The organism is Paraglaciecola sp. 25GB23A (assembly GCF_040012495.1).
Lineage (GTDB): Bacteria > Pseudomonadota > Gammaproteobacteria > Enterobacterales > Alteromonadaceae > Paraglaciecola.
This window is the reverse complement of the sequence record NZ_JBDYKM010000023.1, coordinates 1-22,778: the sequence shown is the minus strand read 5'-3', so window position 1 is coordinate 22,778 and position 22,778 is coordinate 1. Positions and strand designations below refer to the sequence as shown.

General features: G+C 42.5%; 16 protein-coding genes. 10 read left to right on the top strand and 6 right to left on the bottom strand.

Annotated features, from left to right (window positions below; translation table 11 throughout):
• Positions 1-28: 28 nt before the first annotated feature.
• Both ABKW31_RS19255 and ABKW31_RS19250 read left to right on the top strand, forming a co-directional pair.
• Positions 29-910 carry a LysR family transcriptional regulator gene (locus ABKW31_RS19255; RefSeq protein WP_348618219.1) on the top strand — a complete coding sequence of 294 codons (882 nt, stop codon included), beginning with the start codon at positions 29-31 and terminating at the stop codon, positions 908-910.
• Between the two features lie 206 nt (positions 911-1,116).
• Positions 1,117-1,965: a PEP-CTERM sorting domain-containing protein gene (locus tag ABKW31_RS19250; RefSeq protein ID WP_348618218.1), complete on the top strand. Its 849-nt coding sequence runs from the start codon at positions 1,117-1,119 to the stop codon at positions 1,963-1,965.
• Between the two features lie 169 nt (positions 1,966-2,134).
• Here the strand turns inward: ABKW31_RS19250 and ABKW31_RS19245 are convergent, their stop codons facing one another.
• Entirely contained in the window at positions 2,135-3,292 is a 1,158-nt protein-coding gene (locus tag ABKW31_RS19245; protein ID WP_348618217.1) for a helix-turn-helix domain-containing protein, read from the bottom strand.
• A 236-nt stretch (positions 3,293-3,528) separates the two neighbouring features.
• On the opposite strand from ABKW31_RS19245, the gene ABKW31_RS19240 reads away from it, so the two are divergent.
• A complete protein-coding gene (locus ABKW31_RS19240) occupies positions 3,529-4,251 on the top strand; it encodes a PEP-CTERM sorting domain-containing protein (protein WP_348618216.1) in 723 nt (240 codons plus the stop codon).
• A 200-nt stretch (positions 4,252-4,451) separates the two neighbouring features.
• Here ABKW31_RS19240 and ABKW31_RS19235 read toward each other — a convergent pair whose 3' ends face one another.
• The gene (locus tag ABKW31_RS19235) at positions 4,452-6,011 is read right to left on the bottom strand and encodes a long-chain-fatty-acid--CoA ligase (protein ID WP_348618215.1); all 1,560 of its coding nucleotides are present in this window, start codon (positions 6,009-6,011) and stop codon (positions 4,452-4,454) included.
• A 636-nt stretch (positions 6,012-6,647) separates the two neighbouring features.
• Between ABKW31_RS19235 and ABKW31_RS19230 the strand changes: the two genes are divergently transcribed.
• Positions 6,648-9,179, top strand: coding sequence for a sensor domain-containing phosphodiesterase (locus tag ABKW31_RS19230; protein WP_348618214.1), 2,532 nt, complete (start codon positions 6,648-6,650; stop codon positions 9,177-9,179).
• A 51-nt stretch (positions 9,180-9,230) separates the two neighbouring features.
• Here the strand turns inward: ABKW31_RS19230 and ABKW31_RS19225 are convergent, their stop codons facing one another.
• From ABKW31_RS19225 to rpmE, 4 genes are all read right to left on the bottom strand, one after another.
• Positions 9,231-10,442: a lipocalin-like domain-containing protein gene (locus ABKW31_RS19225; RefSeq protein WP_348618213.1), complete on the bottom strand. Its 1,212-nt coding sequence runs from the start codon at positions 10,440-10,442 to the stop codon at positions 9,231-9,233.
• Positions 10,430-12,964 carry an FtsX-like permease family protein gene (locus ABKW31_RS19220; RefSeq protein WP_348618212.1) on the bottom strand — a complete coding sequence of 845 codons (2,535 nt, stop codon included), beginning with the start codon at positions 12,962-12,964 and terminating at the stop codon, positions 10,430-10,432. Before ABKW31_RS19220 ends, ABKW31_RS19225 begins: the two co-directional genes overlap by 13 nt.
• Positions 12,965-12,966: 2 nt before the next feature.
• Complete coding sequence (locus ABKW31_RS19215) at positions 12,967-13,650, bottom strand: ABC transporter ATP-binding protein (protein WP_348618211.1); 684 nt, start codon at positions 13,648-13,650, stop codon at positions 12,967-12,969.
• A gap of 152 nt (positions 13,651-13,802) precedes the next feature.
• A complete protein-coding gene (gene rpmE / locus ABKW31_RS19210) occupies positions 13,803-14,030 on the bottom strand; it encodes a 50S ribosomal protein L31 (protein ID WP_348618210.1) in 228 nt (75 codons plus the stop codon).
• Positions 14,031-14,246: 216 nt separating this feature from the next.
• On the opposite strand from rpmE, the gene priA reads away from it, so the two are divergent.
• From priA to ABKW31_RS19180, 6 genes are all read left to right on the top strand, one after another.
• On the top strand, positions 14,247-16,427 hold the full coding sequence (priA, locus tag ABKW31_RS19205) for a primosomal protein N' (RefSeq protein ID WP_348618209.1): 2,181 nt from the start codon (positions 14,247-14,249) through the stop codon (positions 16,425-16,427).
• A 23-nt stretch (positions 16,428-16,450) separates the two neighbouring features.
• The gene (locus ABKW31_RS19200; RefSeq protein WP_348618208.1) at positions 16,451-16,942 is read left to right on the top strand and encodes a GNAT family protein; all 492 of its coding nucleotides are present in this window, start codon (positions 16,451-16,453) and stop codon (positions 16,940-16,942) included.
• A 73-nt stretch (positions 16,943-17,015) separates the two neighbouring features.
• Complete coding sequence (locus ABKW31_RS19195; protein ID WP_348618207.1) at positions 17,016-18,932, top strand: DNA topoisomerase III; 1,917 nt, start codon at positions 17,016-17,018, stop codon at positions 18,930-18,932.
• Between the two features lie 463 nt (positions 18,933-19,395).
• Positions 19,396-19,836 carry a hypothetical protein gene (locus ABKW31_RS19190; protein WP_348618206.1) on the top strand — a complete coding sequence of 147 codons (441 nt, stop codon included), beginning with the start codon at positions 19,396-19,398 and terminating at the stop codon, positions 19,834-19,836.
• A gap of 424 nt (positions 19,837-20,260) precedes the next feature.
• The gene (locus ABKW31_RS19185; RefSeq protein WP_348618205.1) at positions 20,261-20,710 is read left to right on the top strand and encodes a DUF3015 family protein; all 450 of its coding nucleotides are present in this window, start codon (positions 20,261-20,263) and stop codon (positions 20,708-20,710) included.
• 53 nt (positions 20,711-20,763) lie between these two features.
• Complete coding sequence (locus tag ABKW31_RS19180) at positions 20,764-22,593, top strand: DUF4105 domain-containing protein (RefSeq protein ID WP_348618204.1); 1,830 nt, start codon at positions 20,764-20,766, stop codon at positions 22,591-22,593.
• The last annotated feature ends 185 nt before the right edge of the window (positions 22,594-22,778 follow it).

Genomic DNA, 22,778 nt, shown 5'->3' with positions numbered 1-22,778 from the left:
TTATGTAACCGTTCTGAATTAGAGAACTATGAGCCGTTTAAATTATCACCATCTATACTATTTTTGGCATGTTGCTAAAAGTGGCAACTTAACGCAATCAGCCCAAGAGTTGCATACTTCTCAATCTGCATTATCTAGCCAAATCAAGCAGTTAGAGCACGCTATGGATGTGACATTGTTTGAGCGACGCGGGCGTAAATTGATCCTCAGTCAAGCCGGACAGCAGGCCCTTATTTTGGCACAAGACATCTTTAGTAAAGGTGAAGAACTCGAGTCATTGTTAAAGGGAGATTTACAGTCGGCAGTTCAACCACTGCGTATTGGTGTGATGTCGATTATGTCGCGAAATTTTATTGAAGCCTTTATTTCGCCGCTGTTACAGCGACAAGATGTGCAATTTACCTTGGTTTCCAAAGGCATTACCAACCTGTTGCATGACCTGTCAAATCATCAGCTCGATGTGGTGCTATCTAATGTGAATGTGGCGGTAGATGCCGGTAATTTATGGCAAGTGCAATTACTGGGACGCCAACCGCTGTCAATTGTCGGTCCACCTACACTAAAACCACAAAGGGATTTCCCTGCTGGATACCAAGATTTTCGCTGGGTAGTACCAGGCAAACAAAGTGAAATTCGTGCCAGCTTCGATGCATTCTGTAGCCACTTTCAGTTTGAACCTAATATCCATGCCCAAGTTGATGACATGGCCATGTTGCGCCTACTTGCTCGTGACAGTGGTTCACTGGCCGTGTTGCCTAAAGTTGTTGTTAAGGATGAACTAGCTGCCGGTGTATTAATCGAATACTTGAGTTTACCTAAGGCTTTTGAGCATTTTTATGCCATAACCGTAAAACGCAGTATTCGTCCGCCCTTACTCGATGAGTTGCTAAGCAAATCGATTTTTCGTTAATTAAGTAGCCATTTGAGCACAACTAAATCAAGTTCGCTGCCACAAGCAAAACGAATAAAAATCGAGCTGTAAGTTTTAATTTGTTTATTTATTGGTCGTTGGACACTTTAGCCATATTTTCATTTTCTGCTCCTAGATATCATGAACTCAATCTAACAAGCTCAGAACTTGTTACCTCTCATCAATTGTAAATAAGGCTGTATTCAGTGAAAAACTTTTTAGCGTTTGTGTTTTTATGCACGGCAAACCTGCCATTCCTTGCCACAGCAGGAATCATTAATTTCGGTGATGCCGACAACTATATATTTGCTACAGCGAGCACTGAGCAATGGAGTGGTAATTTACTGCTGGGCTCAGAAGCGCATATTTTTGGTAGTGTTGCCGCTTCAAAGACATTGGAACTAGGTGCGGGAGTTATTGTTGACGGTGATGCTTGCGCGGGTATCACTAATAATTGGGGAGCGACTGTTGCAGGTGCGGCAGGTGCTTGTACAGACTTTACGCAACTGGCCAATGATATTAGTAGCGCGGCAGCTCAAGCTCAAACGTTTATCGGCGCCAATTTGGGTAATGTGTCAGGGAATTCACAATTTATAGGTAATGGATTTCAGTCTTTTGTAATCAATGACTTACTGCTTGCTGGTGGTGATACCTTGACTGTTTTGGGTAGTGTGGAAGATTATTTTGTGTTTAATATTTTTGGACAGGCCAAGTTAGGCTCAGGTGCAAACATCCTACTGTCAGGCGGTGTTGCTGCTGAAAATGTTATTTTCAATTTTGTGGCAAACCCGGTCGCTCAAAGTTTTGAACTGGGCGGTGCTAATATCAGTGGTACGTTTTTATCATCTGGACGCACGTTTATTATCGGAGACGGCGCTACATTAAATAATTCGCGATTTTATTCGACTGAAAGCATTGTTGCTAACGTACAAGACGTGCGTTTTCCTATCAGCGCTGAAGCTAACGTACCGGTGCCAGCCACGTCTACCTTTGCGCTTTTCGCAATAGGAATGATGGGTTTAGTGATACGTCGGTTTAACAAAATCTTAAGTTAAATAATAAGTGTCGCAGCTTGTCTGCAGTTCACATTAGATAGGCAGACAATATTTTTGGCCCTCTAACACAAAATTATTGTTAGAGGGTTTTCAGTTTTATGGCTTTAATTACTCATTAAAGAACTTACACAAATTACTGACATAGCGAGTGTAATAGCACTTCAATCAATTAATTTAAATCAGCTAATAACTGCTTTATTTCTGAAAAATTTTGAATGTGCAGCAACTCGGCTTTTTGTTCTAAAACACTAAAATCGTTATGACCCGCGGCGGCGAAATATAAACACGACAGCATAAACAGTATTAATTCATCTTGTTCGCTACCTTTTGTACCTGAATGGCTAACTTTATCTAAATGACCAATGTGTTTTACTAAACTCGCGTCAAGATGCCATAACGACAACATCAGAGACGAAGCGCCATAAAGACTGATCGCCATAGATTCTCGGATATGCTCATTCAGTGATTGCAGATCTTCGATACCTTGTAATGAATACAGCACCAACTCATGTTTATAGGTACTTTTATGACTTAATAAAAATATCCCTAACAATGAAAACACTAACACTTGCTCAGTCAGGGCTATGTCGAACTTAATATCTGCGCTCAACAACTTGCGTAAACGTTGAAATAATTTTGGCGCCAATAGAAAAGCTTGGCTGTATTGCTCAATAATGACCTTCTCTACGTGCTCTTGCAGTGCATCTTTGACTGCATAGACAATAGCAAAATTAACCACAGTCCCAATACCTAGATTTCGGCTAATGGCTTCTTGCAGTGTTTTTGGGGTTCTACCATAAATGGCTTTACTTGCTTGGCCCATAATACGACCTGAAAAAACCACGTCCTTACCAACAATATTAAGTACCCTTTGCAGGTCAAGATTACCTTGATCTTTCTCTTGCAGTAGTTGCTTACAGCTGCCGGGCATTGGCGGCATATTTTCAGCTATTTCTGTTAGCTTTAGATAGTTATTTTCTACGCTAGTCATTAAGGATAATTCACGAAACTGCGAGGGGGTAATGCCAAACTTTTGTCGAAATGCCCGTTCAAATGTTGCCCGTTCTGAATACCCCAACTTAATGGCCAAGTCATCAATCTTGCTTTGCATGGTCAGCAATGCTGTAACGCATAGTTCATTTAAAAATTTACTTTGAATCAGTTTATAACTCGTTTCTTCTAGAGTGAGTTTACGCCTAAACGAGGTCATGCTCATGGCCAAAGCCGAAGCACACTGCTCAATAGTCAATGAGGCAGGTAAATCACTTTCGCTCAGTAAGCGATTAACCGCTTCAGTCAGTAAAAAAGTAGGTTGGGGCTTATTCATCAGCATTAATCTTTAGTTTGAGTATCATCACAAAGCTTAGCTTTTTGAAAATGATAACTGCGCTGTCATTATTTTGGGCTTTCATTTTTGCTTAATCCGCTTACGGTTGTGAGTCAACAGTCGCTAAATAATATCAATATGTTGGTTTTCTATAAATTGGACAGTTTAGCCATATTTCCATTTCTTTTCGCTCGGTATTATCCACACATCAATTGGCATTAATTTGGAAAATGACTATGAAATTTAAACTTATTACCACAGCTTTACACGCAATGATTTTGTCTTTTAGCTGCCTTGCAGTCAATGCCAACGCAACCATCATATTCGCGGAAGATTTTAGTGGTGGCAGCTCAGCACTAAAAAACTCTTCTTTTGTTTCTTGGGTAGACTCCGATGGTGGTGGATTTGAAGTTTATGGTTCTACTAGTTCAGGTCCGCGCGGTATGATTGGCACCTACGATCATGACAATAACCCAAGCACACCTAACATTAGCTTACCCGGTGCTCTTGAAGTTAACGACGATAGCGGTAATGTTCTGCTCACCGCTACTTTTACGCTCGATTCAATCATAGCGTCAAATCAAACTGGAATTCTTTCGTTTTTTGGCGGAGTCAGAGGTGGCAATGCAAATGGTGCAAGCGTTGAAATCTTCAATTTGACTGCAAATACGTCTATATCAGGTTTATTGAATCCTAATTTAGGTGCTAGAAACTGGGTTTATAATGAGTTTCGTTTTGCATCACCAGCGGCCAATATTGGCGACCAAATACAATTTCGCTGGCAAGGAGGCGGAACCAACTCTGCCAATGGTCAAGAAGTTGCTTTAGTTTCGTTTTCAATTGTTGATGCACCAGAGCCAGCACTTTCAGCTGTTGATGTACCTGAACCAGCCGCGCTTGCCCTTTTTGCCTTAGGAATGATTGGCTTGGCTTCTCGTCGAAATAAGAAAAACTCTTAATATAGGTTCGATGGCAGCGCAATTAATCGATGACGCTGCCATCTTCGACCCTTCACATGTTGTTAATCTTCAATAAAAAACACCTACTCATTTTATAGGTGTTTTTTGTTATAAAGCTGCCTTATTCGACCAAGTGATGTTGTAAATAGCGTTTGACTGCATCATTAAACGGCGAGGTATCTGCCGACACAATAATCGTTTTAAGAAATTTGTCTTTCTTGTCCCTCCCAGTAGGGCTTACGCAATTCGGTCTTAAGTACTTTATTCGCACCCGATAGCGGAAACGGTGTCGTTCTAAATTCAATGCTGTGTGGGCACTTGTATCCAGCAATCAGGGTATGGCAGTGCTTTTTTAAGGCTTGTGCGCTTATCTCAGCACCGGGGTGCAGTATGACCAAAGCATGCACGCTTTCACCCCATTGCTCGCTTGGAATTCCAATCACGGCACTAGTAGCTACGGCCGGATGCTGGCCCAGGGCGTTTTCAACCTCGGCCGAATAGACGTTCTCGCCGCCGGTTACAATCATGTCTTTTACGCGGTCCATGAGGAAAATAAAGCCGTCCTCATCCATATAGCCTGCATCCCCTGTTAGTAACCAACCGTCGCGGATTGTTTCGGCAGTAACTTCGGGTTTGTTCCAATAACCCAACATGGTGGTTGGCCCTTTAACTGCGATTTGCCCTACATCGCCGCGTGGCAATTCCTGCATGTCGGCGTCGACCACCTTGATCTCGCAGACTCGCGTTGCACGCCCTGCTGAACGCAATTTGCCCGCTTTTGGCCCTTCTAAAACATGATAGTCTGCAGACAGCACAGATGCGATGGGGCTTAGCTCAGTTTGACCAAACGCTTGTATGAAAGAGCTGTTAGGAAACTTTTTAAACGCATTAACGAGGACGGCCTGGGTAATCGGTGAAGCGCCATAGGCTATCTGACGCAAGGACGATACATCGGTCTGTGCCAGTTTGTCACTTTGCATAACCAACTGCAGCATAACAGGCACCAGCAACACTTGACTGGGTTTGTGTTTTTCGATGGCCGCTAGTGTGCCATCAGGTGTGAACATCGGAATAATCACATGGGTTCCGGCCATAAAACTGACTGCACTAAACCAAATTAAATCAGCAATATGAAACATCGGAGCAGCGTGCAGATAGACGGTACCTTCAACCATGTTTAGCTCATGAGCATTAGCCACACCGCCTACATAAAAGTTGGTATGCGACAACATGACGCCCTTAGGGAAACCCGTTGTACCACCGGTATAAAATATGCCCGCTAGATCATCGCTGCCTCGACCTGCATCCTCTGCAGGTGCATTGCATGCCACAATGTTTTCGTAATTTTCCATGCCATCAGGGGTCTCACCATCGCCGCAATAGATTATAGTCTTAAGGCCCTTAACATCAGCTCTAAGCTCAGCGGCGACCCCTTTGAACGTTTCATCCACGATGAGTATCTCAGCCTGCGCATCATTCAATGCATAGGCACATTCAGCTGCCGCCCAGCGAATGTTCATCGGCATCATCGCTCCACCACCCCAGACAACGGCAAAGTAGTATTCAATAAAACGGTCGGAATTTAGTGACAACAAGGCCACTCTATCCCCTGGTTTCATACCTAGTTGCTGCAAACCGCCAGCCAAGCGCGCGACCCGCTCCAGCATTTGGGTCCAAGTTTGTTGCCTGCCCTCATAGATGGTGGCAATCCCTTGGGGATTAATTTGCGCTGCGCGTCTAATAATGGATGTGATTTGCATAGGGTAATGATTCCTTGGCGTGGTGTTTAAAATTCTTGTTTTATAGACCTTAACCTCTTTTTACAAAAAAAATTAGCTCTCAGCTTAAAAAAATTAGATTGTGGGTATATCTTGTCATGAGATTATTAAATAGATTGGTTTAAAGTTAAAAGTCATCCTCTTGATAGAATGACTTTTCATTGATAGCTTAAGTAATTTAAAGCAAAGCGTATTTAGAATGCATACGACACACTGGCCAAGCGCAGTTAGTAAACGAATATATGCAATGTTTCGTAACCCCCCTCTAGCACTATCAGCAAGCTAACAACATCGACATATATTAGAGAATGATCCTGAGGTAGGTTTTGTCGCCAAGGTTTTTTTTACAGCATCTGTTTATCTTTTTTTGGTCGTCATGTTTTTGCTGTTAACGGTGGCTTTAACGATTGCCACTCATGGACTACTCGAACATTTGTAAAAGTTGAATCTAGCAAATTAGTGCATATCACCATCCGTACTTATTAATCTTATTTTGCGAGATGTGTTAGACCTAAGGAGTTAATGCCTTTGCTACTTTAAGCAGTGATTATATGTTCTAGACCGTTTATTGAGCTAATGTGTATACTGATCAAAATTGTTATGCTCTGGGTGGTGTAAGTGTTGTTCTCAGCCAATTTTATTCCTATTTATTTTTCGACAACAATATCTATAAGCTTGTTAACTGCATTACTTATTTTGGTCAGTGGGCTCCGCCAAAAGCTCCCCGGTTTGTTAGCGCTTGCTGGCTTGTGTTTGTTGCTAGTGGTCTACCAATATGCCACATTAAACTATCACTCCAGTCATGATGTGAATGAAGCGGTTTTTTGGTTAAAAATTCAAACTTCAGCAAGCCTTTTTGCGATGTCGACCTATTTTTATGCTTTCGCAACTTTGGCTAAGCATCCGAAGGCAGTGTTAGGTACCTACTTTTTTATTGCCTTATCAATCGTTTTACTTTTAATTAATAGTTTCGCTGAATATTCACTAAGATTCACTTCGATTGATGAACTGAAAGTTATGCAAATCTGGACAGGTGAGAGCATTACATTGCTAACGGGTAAGTTTGCGCTAACCGGACTGTTAGCTCACGCTACCGGTTTATGTATGTTATTGGCATTGTTAGTGATAGTGAAACGCCTATATCAAACTCAGCAACGTCAACTTGCAATGCTTTTGCTAGCAGCTGTTTTTCTGCAACTTGTTGCTGTCGGCGTAGGTTACGCGATAGATATTGGCAGACTCGCATTTGTTTATATTGCTGCTTTACCAATGATGTTTATGAATGTGGGAATTTGCGTTTTTGGGGCATTTTCTATTCGCTCTCAGACCAGCCTCATGTCCAAACTTAATTTCAAAACCCAACAACTTGAGCGGTCATTTTCTGAGTTGGCCAAGGTAGCCAACCAATCAGCAAGTGATGACTTTTATTATCAAATGCTAAAAAGCCTTTATGACATTACTGGCTGTGCTTACATTTTTATTGGTTTGACTGAAAATAGTGACACTACAGAAAAAAAAGTCACTACAAAAATATTTGTTGCTGATGGAGAAGTGGCTGAAAACTTTTCTTATAGCTTAGCCGATACGCCATGTGAAAAAGTACTGAATAATAAAACCTGTATTTATACGTCTGATGTGACTCAGATTTTTCCAAAAGATCGGCTACTTGTTGATATGCATGTCCAATCTTACATCGGTATTCCTTTGATTGGCGAAAACGATGAACTTATTGGTTTATTAACCTTATTAGATCCAAAACCTATTGCTCCATCTCCACAATTACTTGAGGCCATTCAGGTCTTTGCAGCACGAGCATCTGCTGAAATTCGTCGAGATAAAGTGGAAACCAAACTGCGCACAATGGCTTATGTTGACTACACCACAGGTCTAGCTAACAAGGCTCGTCTATTTGAAGTCGTCAACGAGACTTTTAGTCGTCGAGAAACAGATAAGCATGACGCCTTACTGATGTTAATTGATATTGATCGGTTCACCAATATCAACCGTGATCTCGGCTACGACGCAGGTGAACAGGTTCTGCGTGAAATTGGCAACCGTTTAATGCAATATCAAACCGGTGATATCTTCTTCGCTCGCAATGGCGGTGATGAATTTGCTGTGGTATTTCCACGTATTGGCGTCCAGCCTACCGCATTTATGAATGTTCAGTGGGAGGCGCTCAGAGCGATTCTGCGTCGTCCCGTGCAAATTGGTGCGCAACTAGTCAGTTTAGATTTTAGTATGGGGGCGGTGATATTTCCGCAACAAACAGGGCGTAAATATGATGTCGTTCAATGCGCTGAGAGTGCGCTTTCACAATCAAAATCAAAAGGCAGAGGATGCGCATCCTTATTTGAACCCGAACTTCTGGAAGTCTTAGAGCGTCGCCAGTATATCGATCATCAATTACGTATTGCCTTAAAAACACCGGGCCAATTGAGCCTAGTCTACCAACCTAAAACTGACCAAAACGGTACGCTTATCGGTGCCGAAGCCTTGCTTAGGTGGCAGCATAAAACACTGGGCTTTGTTTCTCCAGCTGAGTTTATTCCTATAGCAGAACTGAGTGACCTAATTATTGACGTAGGTGATTGGGTCATTGAGCACGTTTGTATTCAGTTGTCTAAGTGGCAAAAAGATAATTTTAACTGCAAGGTGGCAATTAATATGTCACCAGTACAACTATTAAAAACTGACTTTGTTGACTTTCTTTTTTCTCAGTTAGAAAACTATCAAATATCGCCTAATTTGATAGAGCTAGAAATTACTGAATCTGGTTTGCTAAATGATATTAATAATGCAGTTCAGGTATTGAAAAAAATCCAAGCTAAGGGCATCACTATAGCATTAGACGATTTTGGTACAGGTTACTCTTCCTTATCTTACTTGCGAGAACTCCCTTTAAATGTATTAAAAATCGATAAATCCTTTGTCGACAAAATTAATGATGAGAGTTCAGCTGAATTGATTAAAACTATTATAGGCATTGCTCATCATCTCTCAATTGACATTATTGCTGAAGGAACAGAAAGTATTGAACAAGTGGAATTGCTTATAAAAATGGGCTGTGAAGGCTTCCAAGGTTATTATTTTAGCCGCCCGTTACCGGCTTCTGAATTACCACTTTGGCACTTTAAAACAACAAGTTAATTTTTAAATATCTATCACAAAGCGTATATTCAAAATTTCATTCAGTAATGTTTAATATCCGGTAAGTTCTAAAAACCCTTTACCGCTATGACTGCCAGAAACGTCAACCATGCCTTCGTAATACGCAATAAGAGCAGGGTTCCATTGCTCATTTTTTAGGGTCTTAACCGCTATATTTATATCGAATTGAGGAATATTAAGCTGCCAATTAAGCGGCAGTTTGCGTTGGTTTACTTCAATCCAAGCGCTGGGTTCAAGTGATAAGTTTTCCTCAGTGAGTAGAGTCTGGGTGCCATTGGCTTGCACTAAGGTACCCGTTATATAATCCGCTTGACCTTCAATACGCATTCTAAAGGCCATTAATTTGCTGCCGTCGTCTAAGTGCAATGACAACCAATCCCAACCCAATGTTTGCCTATCAACTAATTGTGATGTCCACTCATGATCAAACCAAGCTTGTCCCTTAACGGCTATGGATGAAGATGCCTGATCTGGCTTATCTTGGCCAAAAGTAAACTGACCTTCAATGTCTATGCTTGGATTTGAATAATAGTAGGAAGCATATGCCCCATCTGCCGATTTGATGCTGTAACCCTTGTCACCTTGCAATACAAAAGGACCCTGTTGTTGCAGTGCCACAGATACCTGTAATAAGCTGTGTTCTTGCGCTTTTGTGGTATTAATAAGGGGGATTTGAAAAACTAAATTTGCAGGTAATAGTTGCTCTCTTGCACTTGCATCACTTTTTGAGGGAACGGCGGTATTTAGCCAGTTCCAATCGTCTATATACAGATGCAATGGGTTTAATTCCACGCCCGCATTACCCACCTCACCGCGAGCAAATTTTTCGGAGAACCAATGTGAATCAAGGCTATTAACAGACGCATGGGCCATATACAGCTGATCATTCGACCAGCTTGTTTTGTCTGCCAGTTGAGTAGGGGTTCTAAAGCGAAACAGCGTCCATTGTAAGCCATAGATATTACCTTGCTCATCTTCCAAATTGGCTGTCAGGTACCACCATTCAATATCAAATGCTGGGTGTTCGCCATGGTCAGCGGGGAAACTGATGGGGTAATTAACCAGCACCTGTTGGCCAACGGTAGCTTGATTACTTGAACCAGACCCCAGTCGATTTACTCTACCAGTGTTTTGTACTTGCGCCTCAGAGCCGTCAAAAAAGTTAGCTTTGATGGCTAAAAAACTACTTAGCGCTAACAACAAGACTATGACCAAGTAAGTGGCCTTATTTAATTTAGCCATCGTATGTCCTCGATAAGGGGCTTGCGGCTGGCCCTAAAAGTAGGAATAAAAATAATCAGCAATACCACACTTAAACTGACGGCATAATTTTGCAGTAAGGTGAATAGATTGATCTGCAACGGATAGGTCCACTGAAAGGCGTGATAATTGATATCGTTAATCAAAATCCAGCTGAGCAAAATGCCAAAAGGGGTGGCAAAAACGAGGGCCACAATACACAATAACAAATATTGAAATAAGGCCAGTAACTGGCTCGTCAGGCGGGATACGCCTAAGCTTCTGAGCAACATGTTCTGCGGTTTCATGTCTTTACTTAATACAATAATGGCGCAGGCCAACGACAATGCCGCCACTAATAAGGTGACTACATTTAAGCCATCGGTGATCAAAAAAGTGCGATCAAAGGTTTGCATCGACATGGCCAATAAATCAGCCGTTTTAAATAGGCTATTGCTCATATCAATATCCAGTATGGCCAATTGCTTTTTAAAGGCCTGAACCTGCTCTTCACTGCCTTCAAGGGCATAAACTGACGACGCTGAACGTGCTGGGTCAAAAGCTTGTATCGGCAACAACACCTGTTTGCTAGGGCTGCCAAAATCGTAAACAATACCGACAATGTTATAGGCCGTCATGATCTCGGTACTGGGATCAGGCAGGGTGATGCTATCGCCTAATGCAGCATTAAAATGAAAGGCAAACTGTTGATTAACAAAGATGCCTTGGCTTGCAGTAAATGCTTGCCAAGCTTGTTCTTTATCCTGTACTTGATAGTAGACCATGGCATTTTTGAAGGTCTCAGTGTTTGGGTAGCTATATTGCTGAATCGTTAAGCCTTGGTAGTCAATATAGTTTTCAAATCGTTTACTCAGAACAATTCCTTGCTGTTTGGCAATGTCTGTTAAGTCCTGCTCGCCTTGATAATATAAATAATAATCGGCCGCTAAGCGTGTATCTAGCCAATTTAAGGTGGCACCGCGAAAGCTATCAACCATGAGGTTCATACCAATATTGCTAGTAGCGGCAATAAAAAAAGCACAACAGGCAATTTTTGATTTTGATGACAGCGCAATGCTTTGTTTAACACTGACCTTGAGTAATAGTAAGCGTGCAGGTATTAAGCGACAGATTAAGGCCAGCACACTTGAGTAACTCAGTAAGAGTAGGGCGCAACCACATAAAATCAGGCAAGCCACGGCCATTAATAACAACCATAGTTGGGTGGCAAGGTTGAGTATCAGTAGGGTAAACAACGCTAAACTGCTGGCAATGCATAAAAGCAAGATCTGCCAGCGCCTATGCTGATTGTTATTAGGCGCTAGGGTTTTAGTGTGGTTCAAGGCTAGATTTATCTGCCTAAAAGGTAGCATAAGAGCTAATACTGAGCCGACTAAGCTGATACTACATACCTGCATGAACAAAGATAAAAACGACACCTGGCCAAAGCCTACTTCCACATTGTATAGGTTCTCAAGCGTGGCCTGCACTGTGGGCGAGACTAGGTTGGCTAGATACATGCCAAGCACAATACCGACAGCACAAGCCAACAGATTAAACAGCAGTAATTCTGCCCCTTGAATAAAGAATATGGCGCTACGGCTAATGCCCAGTTGACGGCTAATCTTGAGCCACGGCATTCTTGCGTTGAGTAAAAGATTAACGGCATTCAGTACAATAAATAAACACACCACAAACATCAGCAAGGCCATAGCCAATAGGTTTAGGTGGAAGCTTTTGGTTAACTCTCCTTGCTGGTCGCCAGATGCCATGGCAATAAGTCTTAGATGTGCAGGAAGTTGTGCTGCTAACGATTGCAGTCTGGCCTCATTGTTATTGCCTGATTGACCAAGCCACAGCAAACCGCTTATTTCGCTGTTAGGTAGAAGTCTAAAATAGCTGGTAATATCCAGCACAATATCATTGCCTAAACTGGCTTCATCTATGTCTTGCAGAGTAGGTAAGAGCTTGCCCGCAGGGCTATCTAGACTAAACTTTGCATCTGGCGAACTATCAGCCTGAGTTAAGTTGCTAATCAAACTAGGATGACCAAAAGCGACATTGGGCGAAAAGGCTAGCGCCAGTAAGGTATTGTCTTGTTGCGCATTTTTGTTATTGCGCATTTGTTGCTGAAAAGTCGGTAAGGCGATGGCACTGACAAGGTCTATGCCGGTGAGTGATATGCGCCCTTGATTGACTAGCCTGTCACCTTGGTAAAGTCGATGTTTGCTGGTGGCATAGGCCACTAATTCATCGAAACCCAGTTTTTTAAGCCTTGCATAATCATCTTTGCTGAGTGTTTGGTGCTGGTTTTTAGCCACAATCTGATGGCTAACATTGGGTAGTAAATAGGTGGTTTCTTGTGCATAGCTTTGCTTGGCGCTGTGATTGATCACAAGCACCGCAGATAAGCCACTGGTGGCAATAAGTAGAGCGCTAAACAGCATCACTAGGCTAAACTTAGTGTGTCGATAACTTTGCAATAACATGCGCGCAAAGTAAAAATAGCTGGAGTTTATGAACATGTTTACAGTGTGCTGCCGGTCATCTGCAACCTTCCGTCTTGCAATACATATTGGCGCTGCGTTAAGTTTGCGACTTTTTGACTGTGGGTAACCAAAATTAAGGTGGTGTTTAATTGTTTACAGGTATCCACTAATAATTGGCTGACTAAAGCTGAATTTTTACTGTCTAAATTACCGGTTGGTTCATCAGCCAATACTAACTGAGGTTTGTGTGCCAGTGCGCGGGCAATAGCAATACGCTGTTGTTCACCGCCGGATAATTGATTGGGTAGTTTGTTTTTGTGCCGCTCCATACCTAAGGTGCTTAGCAGTTTATCTAAATAGGCTTGGTCTAGGGTTCGGCTCAGTTGTGCCGGCAGCAACAGATTTTCCATAACAGTAATACAATCAATTAGATTATATTTTTGAAAAATAATACCCAATTGGCATTTACGGTATTCATTTGCCTCTGACTCACTAAACTTAAGCAAATCTAGGGTCTGTGTGGCTGATTGCAATACGATGTCACCACTATCGGCTTTATCTAGGGTAGCGAGTAGATGCAAGAGTGTCGACTTGCCAGAGCCGGACTCACCTTTGATCGAAATGCTGCTGCCCTGAGCCACCTCTACACTGAGATCCTTGAGAATAAGCCGAGTCTCTTTGACATCTTGATAACTTTTACACAGGTTGTTGATAGATAACATGCATGCCTTAGTGTTGACAGAAACAGAGACGACTTGGCTAGATGAGATAGCCTAACAAAAGATTACGGTATTTAGATAGATATAGATTGATTGGCAAGTCTGCGGGCACAAAAAAGGCGCTAAATTAGCGCCTTATTGATATTCTTTACAAACTATTCTTCAACAGCTGGCTTTTTAGACAAAGCAGTGAAACGTTTGTTGAATTTCTCGATACGACCACCGGTATCTACGTTACGCTGTTTGCCAGTATAAAAAGGGTGGCAAGCAGAACATACGTCAAGACTGATTGGTTTCTTAACAGTAGAACGCACTTTGATTACGTTTCCGCAAGCACAAGTTGCAGTCATTTCTTGATAATCGGGATGTATACCTTCTTTCATGGGGTTACCTCTTAGTAAGGCCGTACCGCTATCCAACCCGTAGTTGAACACCATACGAAAATTAAATTAAATTAGGAAGCTTTGTGGCTTGCCGCAAAGTGGCGCGCATATTAATGTACCTGCCTCAAGTGATCAAGGGTTTTGCTGTTTTTATCAGCACTTTTGCCGGTAAACCCCGCTTTTTTAGCGTTTTAAAGTGAGTTAGTAACAAGTTAGATGACCATACTGCGTATTGCTCTGCCTATTCCTAAACGGCAATTATTTGATTATAGCTATCAAGGCCCGCCTCCAAAGCTTGGCGTGAGGGTGCAAGTGCCCTTTGGGCCAAGAACGATGATAGGGCTGTTGTGGGAAATCGCCGACAGTTCACAGTGGCCAGAAGATAAACTCAAAGCGGTTATTCAAGTACTAGACGAACAACCGGTTTTTAACGCTACTCAAATTAAGTTGTGCAACTGGCTCGCCACCTATTATAAACACCCTCTTGGCGATGCAATACAAACCGCTCTGCCGGTTGCTTTGCGCAAAGGGGGCTCGAATGAGCCTAAAATAATCCATTATTGGGCGCTGACTGATAAAGGCCAACAAACCGATATCAGTGAATTGTCCCGTGCGCCCAAACAACAAGCCTGTCTCACTCAACTAAAAGTAGCTGCATTAGAAAAATCATCAGCAAATCGCGATTTTGGTGCTGCAACCCTCAAAGCCTTATTGACAAAAGAACTAGTTCAGAGCAAAGAATATACCATGGCCGACCGTGAGCCTTGGACACAGCAAATTCAGATTAGTGATAAACCGCAAGCCAATACTCAACAAGCTTTAGCCATTAGTTGCATAGAGGCCAGTATTGGGAAATTTGCTTGTTTTTTACTAGAAGGTATTACCGGCAGCGGTAAAACCGAAGTGTATTTACAAGCTATAGAGTCGGTTTTACTGCGTGGTCAGCAAGTTTTAATTTTAGTACCTGAGATTGGTTTAACGCCGCAAACCGTGTTTCGCTTTAAACACCGTTTTGGCATTGAAGTGGGGGTATTGCATTCAGCCCTAACCGATAATGAGAGACTGCAAGTCTGGCAACAAAGTGCGGCTGGTCAATTGGGTTTAATTATTGGTACTCGCTCAGCCATTTTTACCCCCATGCTCAATCCGGGGCTATTGATTGTGGATGAAGAGCATGATGCCTCCTATAAACAGCAAGATGGCTTGCGTTATCATGCTCGTGACCTAGCGGTGATGCGCGCCCATACTGAAAATATTCCGCTGGTATTAGGTACGGCCACTCCCGCCCTCGAAACCCTCAACAATGCCTTAACAGGCAAATACCACCATTTACACTTGCCCCTTAGGGCTGGTAATGCGGTGGTGGCAAAGCAGCAAGTATTTGATATTCGCCAGCAGCCCCTAGAATTTGGTTTAGCCAAGGGCATGTTGGAGCGCATTGCCCTGCATTTAAAGCAGGGCAGTCAGGTGATGTTATTTATTAATCGCCGTGGTTATGCCCCTGCACTGATGTGCCATACCTGTGGCCATGTTGAGCAATGTCACAGCTGTAATAAACCCTTTACCTTGCACAAGAGTTTGTACAAATTGCAATGCCACCATTGTGGTGCGGCAAAGCCTATTCCTAAGGCCTGCAATAACTGCCAATCGAGCGAGATAAGCTCACAAGGAGTGGGCACTGAGCAGCTTGAACAGGGGCTGGTGGAGTATTTCCCTGATTACGCCAGTGTACGTATCGACAGTGACACTACTCGGGGTAAAAATAAGCTTGATACCATGCTTAATAAAATCAATAACAACGAATATCAAATATTGATCGGTACGCAAATCCTGTCGAAAGGCCATCATTTTCCTAATGTTACCTTGGTGGTCATTATGGATGTCGACGGCGCTTTATTTAGTGCTGACTACCGTGCAGCCGAGCATTTGGCCCAGCTCATTACCCAATTAGCCGGTAGGGCAGGTCGCGCTGAAAAGCCCGGAGAAATGTGGTTACAAACCCACGATCCCGCCCACCCTTTGCTGCAAGACTTAATTAACAATGGTTATGGCCACTTTGCGCGTTATGCTTTATTAGAAAGACAACAAGCCAATTTGCCGCCCTATACGTATCAGGCCTTATTTAAAGCACAAGCCTTGAGTGCCCGCGATGCCCACGAGTTTTTACAACAAATTGCTGATCTATTTAATCATGAGGCAGGGCTTGCTTGTTTGGGGCCTATTCCGGCTTTAATGGAAAAACGCCAAGGACAGTATCGTATGCAGTTGTTATTACAAAGTCAGCATCGTAGCTCCTTACAGCAAGCGATAAACCGCCATATAAATCAAATAGAAAATCTAGGTTTAGGGCACAAAGTGCGCTGGGCTTTAGACATTGACCCACAAGATTTTAGTTAAGGCTTCAACAAGGAACCCACCCAGTGATCATACTTCGCGATTATCAAAAATCAGATGCCCCTATGCTTGTTGAATACCTCAATAACCCTAAAGTCACGCGATATTTAACCAGCAGTATTCCTCAGCCATTCACCGAAAAAGCCGCAGGCTGGTGGATTAAAGACGGCACATTGAATAAATACATTCGTGCCATTGAATACAATGGCGTGTTTGTTGGCACTATTGGCGCGGTACGTGAAGAATTTGAACGCAGCAAGTCGGCCGAAGTCGGGTATTGGTTGGCAACGCCTTATTGGGGTAAAGGCATAGCGACTCAGGCCTTAAGTACTTTTACCGACAATTTATTTGAGTCAACGGATTTAGTGCGTTTGTTTTCTCAAGTCTTCGAAGGTAATAAAGGCTCGTTAAAGGTACTCGAAAAAAATGGCTACGAACTCGAGGGCCGCCTTAAAAAAGCGGTGTATAAAGACGACAAAATCTTTGATGCCTTTTTATACGCTAAAGTCCGTAACTAAACTAGCTTGCAGTAAGCTAACCAAAAACCCTAAAACTTGCTAGAATACTGTTTTTTCATCCAGTTATTTTTTTATGATTGTTTATATTGCTGAGAAACCCAGTTTAGGTCGTGCCATAGCCACTGGATTTGAGGGGCGCCAACAAAAGCGCGACGGCTATATCGAACTCGATAATGGCGATTGCGTGACGTGGTGTATCGGTCATCTGTTAGAGCAAGCTGAGCCAGATAAATATGATGCCGCTTACAGCAAGTGGTCGCTGCAACACCTGCCGATTGTGCCTGACAAGTGGCAACTGGTACCTAAAAAGAATACGCAAAAACAACTTACTGTAGTCAAGCGCCTATTAAAAAGCGCTACTCATATCGTCAATGCAGGCGATCCTGACCGGGAAGGGCAGTTGTTGGTAGATGAAGTGATCACCTTCTGCGGAGTAAAAGCGGCGATTATTGAAAACGCTGGTCGTTTGCTGATTAATGATTTAAACACCTCTGCGGTGAAAAAAGCTTTACAAAACATGCGCGCCAATCGAGAGTTTTTAGGCTTGTCTATATCAGCCTTAGCCCGCTCTCGTGCTGATTGGTTGTATGGGCTAAACCTAACTCGCGCCTATACCTTGTTAGGACAACGGGGTGGATATCAAGGCGTATTGTCGGTGGGGCGAGTGCAAACCCCAGTGTTGGGTTTAGTGGTTAGGCGCGATCAAGAGATTAGTCATTTTGTATCTAAACCTTTTTTTGAAGTCATCGCTACCTTAGAAACCGCCAATAAAACTAGTTTTACGGCTAAATGGCAACCCAGCAAAGCCTGCGAACCTTATCAAGACGAAGAAGGCCGCGTGCTGTCACGCAAACTAGCACAAACCGTGGTTAGCAAAACTCAAGGCCAAAAAGCCACTGTCACCGACTATAAAGTAAGTAACAAACAAAGCCCTCCGCCTTTGCCTTATAGCCTGTCAGTGCTGCAAATAGATGCCTCCAAACGTTTTAACTTATCGCCCAAGATGGTCTTGGATATTTGTCAGTCATTGTATGAAAAACACCAACTGATTACGTATCCACGTTCTGATTCGCGCTACTTGCCTAAAGAACAGTTTGCCCAAGCCGCCAAAGTACTTAGTGCTATTAAGTCAAATGTACCGAGTTTTATTAGTGACGTTGACAACGCCAACCCAAAATTAAAATCCAAAGCTTGGGATGACAGCAAGGTGGATGCCCACCACGCGATTATTCCCACTAATCGCACTAAAGCCTTAGCGAGGTTATCGGCAGATGAAGCCAAGATTTATCAGCTTATTGCCACCCAGTATGTGATGCAGTTTTATGGCCCACATCTTTATCAAGAGCAAGGCGCTAAGGTTGATATTGCCGGTGGTGAATTTATTGCTAAGGGCAAAACCACAAAAGAACTAGGCTGGTTAGCGCTGACTAAAAACGATAACAACAAAGCCGAAGTGGTATTGCCAAGCTTAACAAAAGGTCAGCCGCTACAATGCACAGACTCGCAACTGGTCGAAAAACAAACTTCACCGCCTAAACATTTCACTGAAGCGACCTTACTGGCAGCCATGACCGGCATCGCCCGCTATGTGCACAACAGCGAGATCAAAAAAATCCTCAAAGATACCGACGGTCTGGGCACAGAAGCCACCCGTGCCTCGATTATCGACTTATTATTTAAACGCCAGTTTATGCAAAAAGTCGGCAAAGAAATCCACGCCACGGATACCGGTAAAGCCTTAATAAACGCCTTACCCAGTGAAACCACTCATCCCGACATGACAGCCATCTGGGAGGCCAACTTAGATAAAATTGCTCACAAGCAAATGCGCTATGAAGCCTTTATGTTGCCACTAACAGAGTCTATTACCCAGTTGATAAATAACAGCCAACAGTTGGATACTAGCCAGTTTGCCGGCTTGAAGAGTAGCCAACCTGCGGGTAAGAAAGGGTGGGGGAAACGCAGAGGGGGTTTTAAGAAAAAAGTATGAATTGCGAATATTGTCATTGATGTCTTCAACTAAAACGGGACACATTCAAAATTTGCCCAGCTAACAGTTGTGTAGGAGTCCACTGTAACCAGTCTTATTCAGTGCGGAACAAATCAACAAGCGATTTCAATCCTCCCGCTAATACTAATTCAATCTCAATAACGTGGCTGTCCAATTAAGCTAGTTGTTGGGTTTTTGGCAAGAACGATTTTATTTTGTTGCGGCCTTAGTTATTTTGTCAGTTGTATAGGCTTGGCTTAGTCTCTATCCTAGCTAGAAATAAGTTGGCCTTACGAACATTGTAGAATTGAGGCAATTTAAGTATTAAATTCTTCAACTAACAAAAATTATCTCCTTAGTTTTAACTCACTTAATCTTTTTTTATAATTAAGAATGGGATGCTAAAAATTTTGGTCCTGCAGCCGCTCATCATCAAACAATTCAGTTTCATAGGTAATACGTTTTGAAGCACTACATTATTAGGATAAGCCAATCCATTAAGCGCCAGAATTCTGTGGTAAAAAACAAGGCGCTTATTCCGCTCAAACTTGGTTTATTAACGGTTAAAAGAGGGCTAGCCCAAGAAACTCGCGAGACGAAAGTCATGTTGAGGACTTACCAGCGATTCACCAAGGGCCAAGCGAGTAAGCAGGAAATGGAAGAAGCTAATAAACAATTTGTTGATGTCATTCGAGGGCTTGGGTTGGGTGTTCTTGTGGTCTTACCCTTTTCACCAATCACCTTGCCGTTTATTGTTAAGTTGGGGGAAAGAATAGGAGTCAATGTATTGCCCAGCGCATTTAAGCTCGATTTCAAGGATGATGAAATCATCGAAATTCAACAAGAAATTGAAGTATTAGTTGAGTCTGAGAGTGGCTCCCTACCTACTGATGATAAACTATAAGCTTTTTATTCAACTACCAATGAGCTTATATTATTACAGGTGAGCGCTAACAGCAGTAATAGCAAAGCAGCTCTTCAAAAACAAAAGCCCTTCGCAGTCGCAGGGCTTTGCCAAATCCGAGTTGATTTTGTTACGCCCCTAATTATTTTAAGAATAATGCTTTCGGGGGTGTTACCTACAAATTTGCCTCACGTGTTAAGTAGCTAATCCGGCACGGATACTATTAGTTGCCAATAGTCAGTTCCTCCGAGGTAAGCAGCCTCAACCATAATGCTTTCGCGAGTGTATTCTATTGTTGTCTTTTGATGTTGATTGAAAAATGGCCAATTATCTGCAATTTGGTATGAATTAATTGTTTGTCCTGAAAAGTTATGTAAATATCGTGAAAACGAGGAAAAACATACCAAGAATGGAAACTAAAAATATGAAAAAAATCTTAGGTGCAGCAGCACTTTTATTAATCGCCGCATCTTCAGTGCAAGCTGCTGACGCTAAATTAAATCCGTGGCAACAATGTGGTATCGGGGCGATGATTTTCCCTGAAACGCCGATTGGCGCAGCTATCTCAAATATTATTTGGGATTTGGGTACTACTGCTGTGACTTCTGCCAGTGTTTCAGAAGACACCTGTAAAGGACAGCGCACTGCAACGGCTCTTTTCATCAATGAAACCTACAAACAGCTTGAAGATGAAATCGTTCAAGGTGAAGGCGCTCATTTGACTGCAATGATGTCTATGATGAGCTGTGATACTTCTGCTAAACACACTATTCGTACTGAAGTCGCTGACAAAGTACTTGGTAGTGATGCGGTAAATACCGTTAAAGCAGAGCAATTATTTAATATCGCTGAAGCTGCTTGTTCAGCTAGTTAATTCCTTTTTCCTCGTTTTTACGGGCATGTTTCATGCCCGGTTTCTAATTGCCTATGAATGTTAAATTATTTTTTGTCAGCGTTTTATCCTTGGCTTGTTGCAGCTTGTCTTACGCTCAAGAGCCGTGGCAATCTCGTACCTGGCAAAAACTCCTGCATTACGCTGCTGATAGTGAAATAAGTGAGATAGAAAACGCCGATTTTTTTATTTCTCCTGTAGGAAAATCTAACGCTGAGTCTGAGTTTTTAGCCACAGTAGCCTTGTTAACCAGTGACGAAAACCATGACAAAGAACGAGCTTGTCGCTACCCCGCAAGAGCGATATATCTACTTTCCTTGGGTTATAAAGTCGTCGATATCGCTAGTTTGTGTGATGATTTTAACCAGTGGCAAGGTGAGTTAAGTAAACAACAGGTCAGTATTGTTTATGCAGACGGGTACTTGGGTAACCCTGCGTCTTTTTATGGTCATTTGTTATTTAAATTAAAAAGCGAGAGCCATTCCACCGATCTGTTGAGTAATAGTTTAAATTTTGGTGCAAAGGTACCTGATAATGAAAACCCTGTTACCTACATACTCAAAGGTTTAGTTGGTGGTTATAAGGCCAAATACAGTAGCAATCATTACTACCGTTACAATATTAATTACGCCGAAGTGGAAATGCGTGATTTATGGCAATACACCTTAAATCTAAACGAACAAGAAAAAGCCCTGCTGGTGGCGCACGCTTGGGAGTTATTGTTTAGCCAATACACCTATTATTTTACGCATCGTAATTGTGCGTATCATATTGCAAAGTTGCTTGAACTGATTCTAGACGAAGACTTGATGTCTAATTCGCGGCCATTTATTCTGCCGATTAGTGTGTTTTCAGCGCTAGCTGAGGCGACAACCAGTTCTGGTCATCCGGCTGTGCTATCGATTGAGCATACTTTATCTAGACAGGCACGCTTCAGACAATATTTTGCCCATCTCGATTCGCCACTGCAGGTAGCGGTATCTGATATTGCTGAAGGACAAAATATTGCAGCTAATATTCAAAACATGCAAAAAATCTTTAGTGTTGAACATCAACTCATGATGTTTGATGTGCTATTAGATTACGTTAATTTCAACCTTGAATTAGACAAAAAAAACCAACATTTTGTCCAACTAAAAAAGCACTTACAACGCGCTCGGATTGCACTACCTGCTAAAAAAGTGCAGTGGCCTACCCAGTCTGATATTTTGCCACATACGGGGCAAAAAACGACAACAGTGCGCTTTACCGGTGGCCATAACAAAGAGCTTGGCAACTATGTTGATGTGATGTTACGGCCCGCTTATTATGATTTACTATCGTTACCTGGCGGCGTCCTACCAAATTCAGCTCTATCGATGGCGGCTGTTACGTTGCGACTCGAAAATGATCAGCTCAGGCTCAGCAAACTAGATTTGCTAAATATTGAAACGATCGACACTCAGGCCAGTGGTTTGCCTGGCGACACCGGTATTGCATGGAAGTTACGCCTGGGAAATGAAAGAAATTATCTAGGACCAGCCGAGGTGAGCAATGAGTTTTTCATTGAGAGCGGCATGGGTAAAGGTGCAAGCTTTGACAATGTCACTGTATATGGTTTAGCTGAGGCGAGGTTGCAAACGCCAGATTCCCTTAATACCCGCTTGATAGTCTCGCCAACTTTTGGCGTACTATGGTCAAATAATGCTGTTAAGGGACTTTGCCAAACGAGTTACCCTGTCCGACTTGATGGTCAAGCCTACCAAAAACGCCTTGAGAGTCGTTGTGAATTGCGCGCATTTGCCAATAGTAGTGCTGATTTACGCCTAGGTTTTAGTCGTTACGTTAGCAGCGAGTTTTACGTGAGTGGCGCGTGGTATTTTTAATTAATAACAACGTTACAAATTAATGAGACCAATAATTATTAGGACAGCCATGGTAAATGGTTTTTAGTAATTAACAGGACAGCCATGGTAATTGGTTTTTGTAATTAACAGGACAGCCATGGTAATTGGTTTTTGTAATTAACAGGACAGCCATAGTAAATGATTTTTAGTAATTAGCAGGACAG

What these genes read in the sequence shown, in the direction of transcription:
- ABKW31_RS19255 (WP_348618219.1), top strand. Translation starts at nt 29, where the DNA reads ATGAGCCGTTTAAATTATCACCATCTATACTATTTTTGGCATGTTGCT.
- ABKW31_RS19245 (WP_348618217.1), bottom strand. Translation starts at nt 3,292, where the DNA reads ATGAATAAGCCCCAACCTACTTTTTTACTGACTGAAGCGGTTAATCGC.
- ABKW31_RS19240 (WP_348618216.1), top strand. Translation starts at nt 3,529, where the DNA reads ATGAAATTTAAACTTATTACCACAGCTTTACACGCAATGATTTTGTCT.
- ABKW31_RS19235 (WP_348618215.1), bottom strand. Translation starts at nt 6,011, where the DNA reads ATGCAAATCACATCCATTATTAGACGCGCAGCGCAAATTAATCCCCAA.
- ABKW31_RS19225 (WP_348618213.1), bottom strand. Translation starts at nt 10,442, where the DNA reads ATGGCTAAATTAAATAAGGCCACTTACTTGGTCATAGTCTTGTTGTTA.
- ABKW31_RS19220 (WP_348618212.1), bottom strand. Translation starts at nt 12,964, where the DNA reads ATGTTCATAAACTCCAGCTATTTTTACTTTGCGCGCATGTTATTGCAA.
- ABKW31_RS19215 (WP_348618211.1), bottom strand. Translation starts at nt 13,650, where the DNA reads ATGTTATCTATCAACAACCTGTGTAAAAGTTATCAAGATGTCAAAGAG.
- rpmE (WP_348618210.1), bottom strand. Translation starts at nt 14,030, where the DNA reads ATGAAAGAAGGTATACATCCCGATTATCAAGAAATGACTGCAACTTGT.
- priA (WP_348618209.1), top strand. Translation starts at nt 14,247, where the DNA reads ATGACCATACTGCGTATTGCTCTGCCTATTCCTAAACGGCAATTATTT.
- ABKW31_RS19195 (WP_348618207.1), top strand. Translation starts at nt 17,016, where the DNA reads ATGATTGTTTATATTGCTGAGAAACCCAGTTTAGGTCGTGCCATAGCC.
- ABKW31_RS19185 (WP_348618205.1), top strand. Translation starts at nt 20,261, where the DNA reads ATGAAAAAAATCTTAGGTGCAGCAGCACTTTTATTAATCGCCGCATCT.
- ABKW31_RS19180 (WP_348618204.1), top strand. Translation starts at nt 20,764, where the DNA reads ATGAATGTTAAATTATTTTTTGTCAGCGTTTTATCCTTGGCTTGTTGC.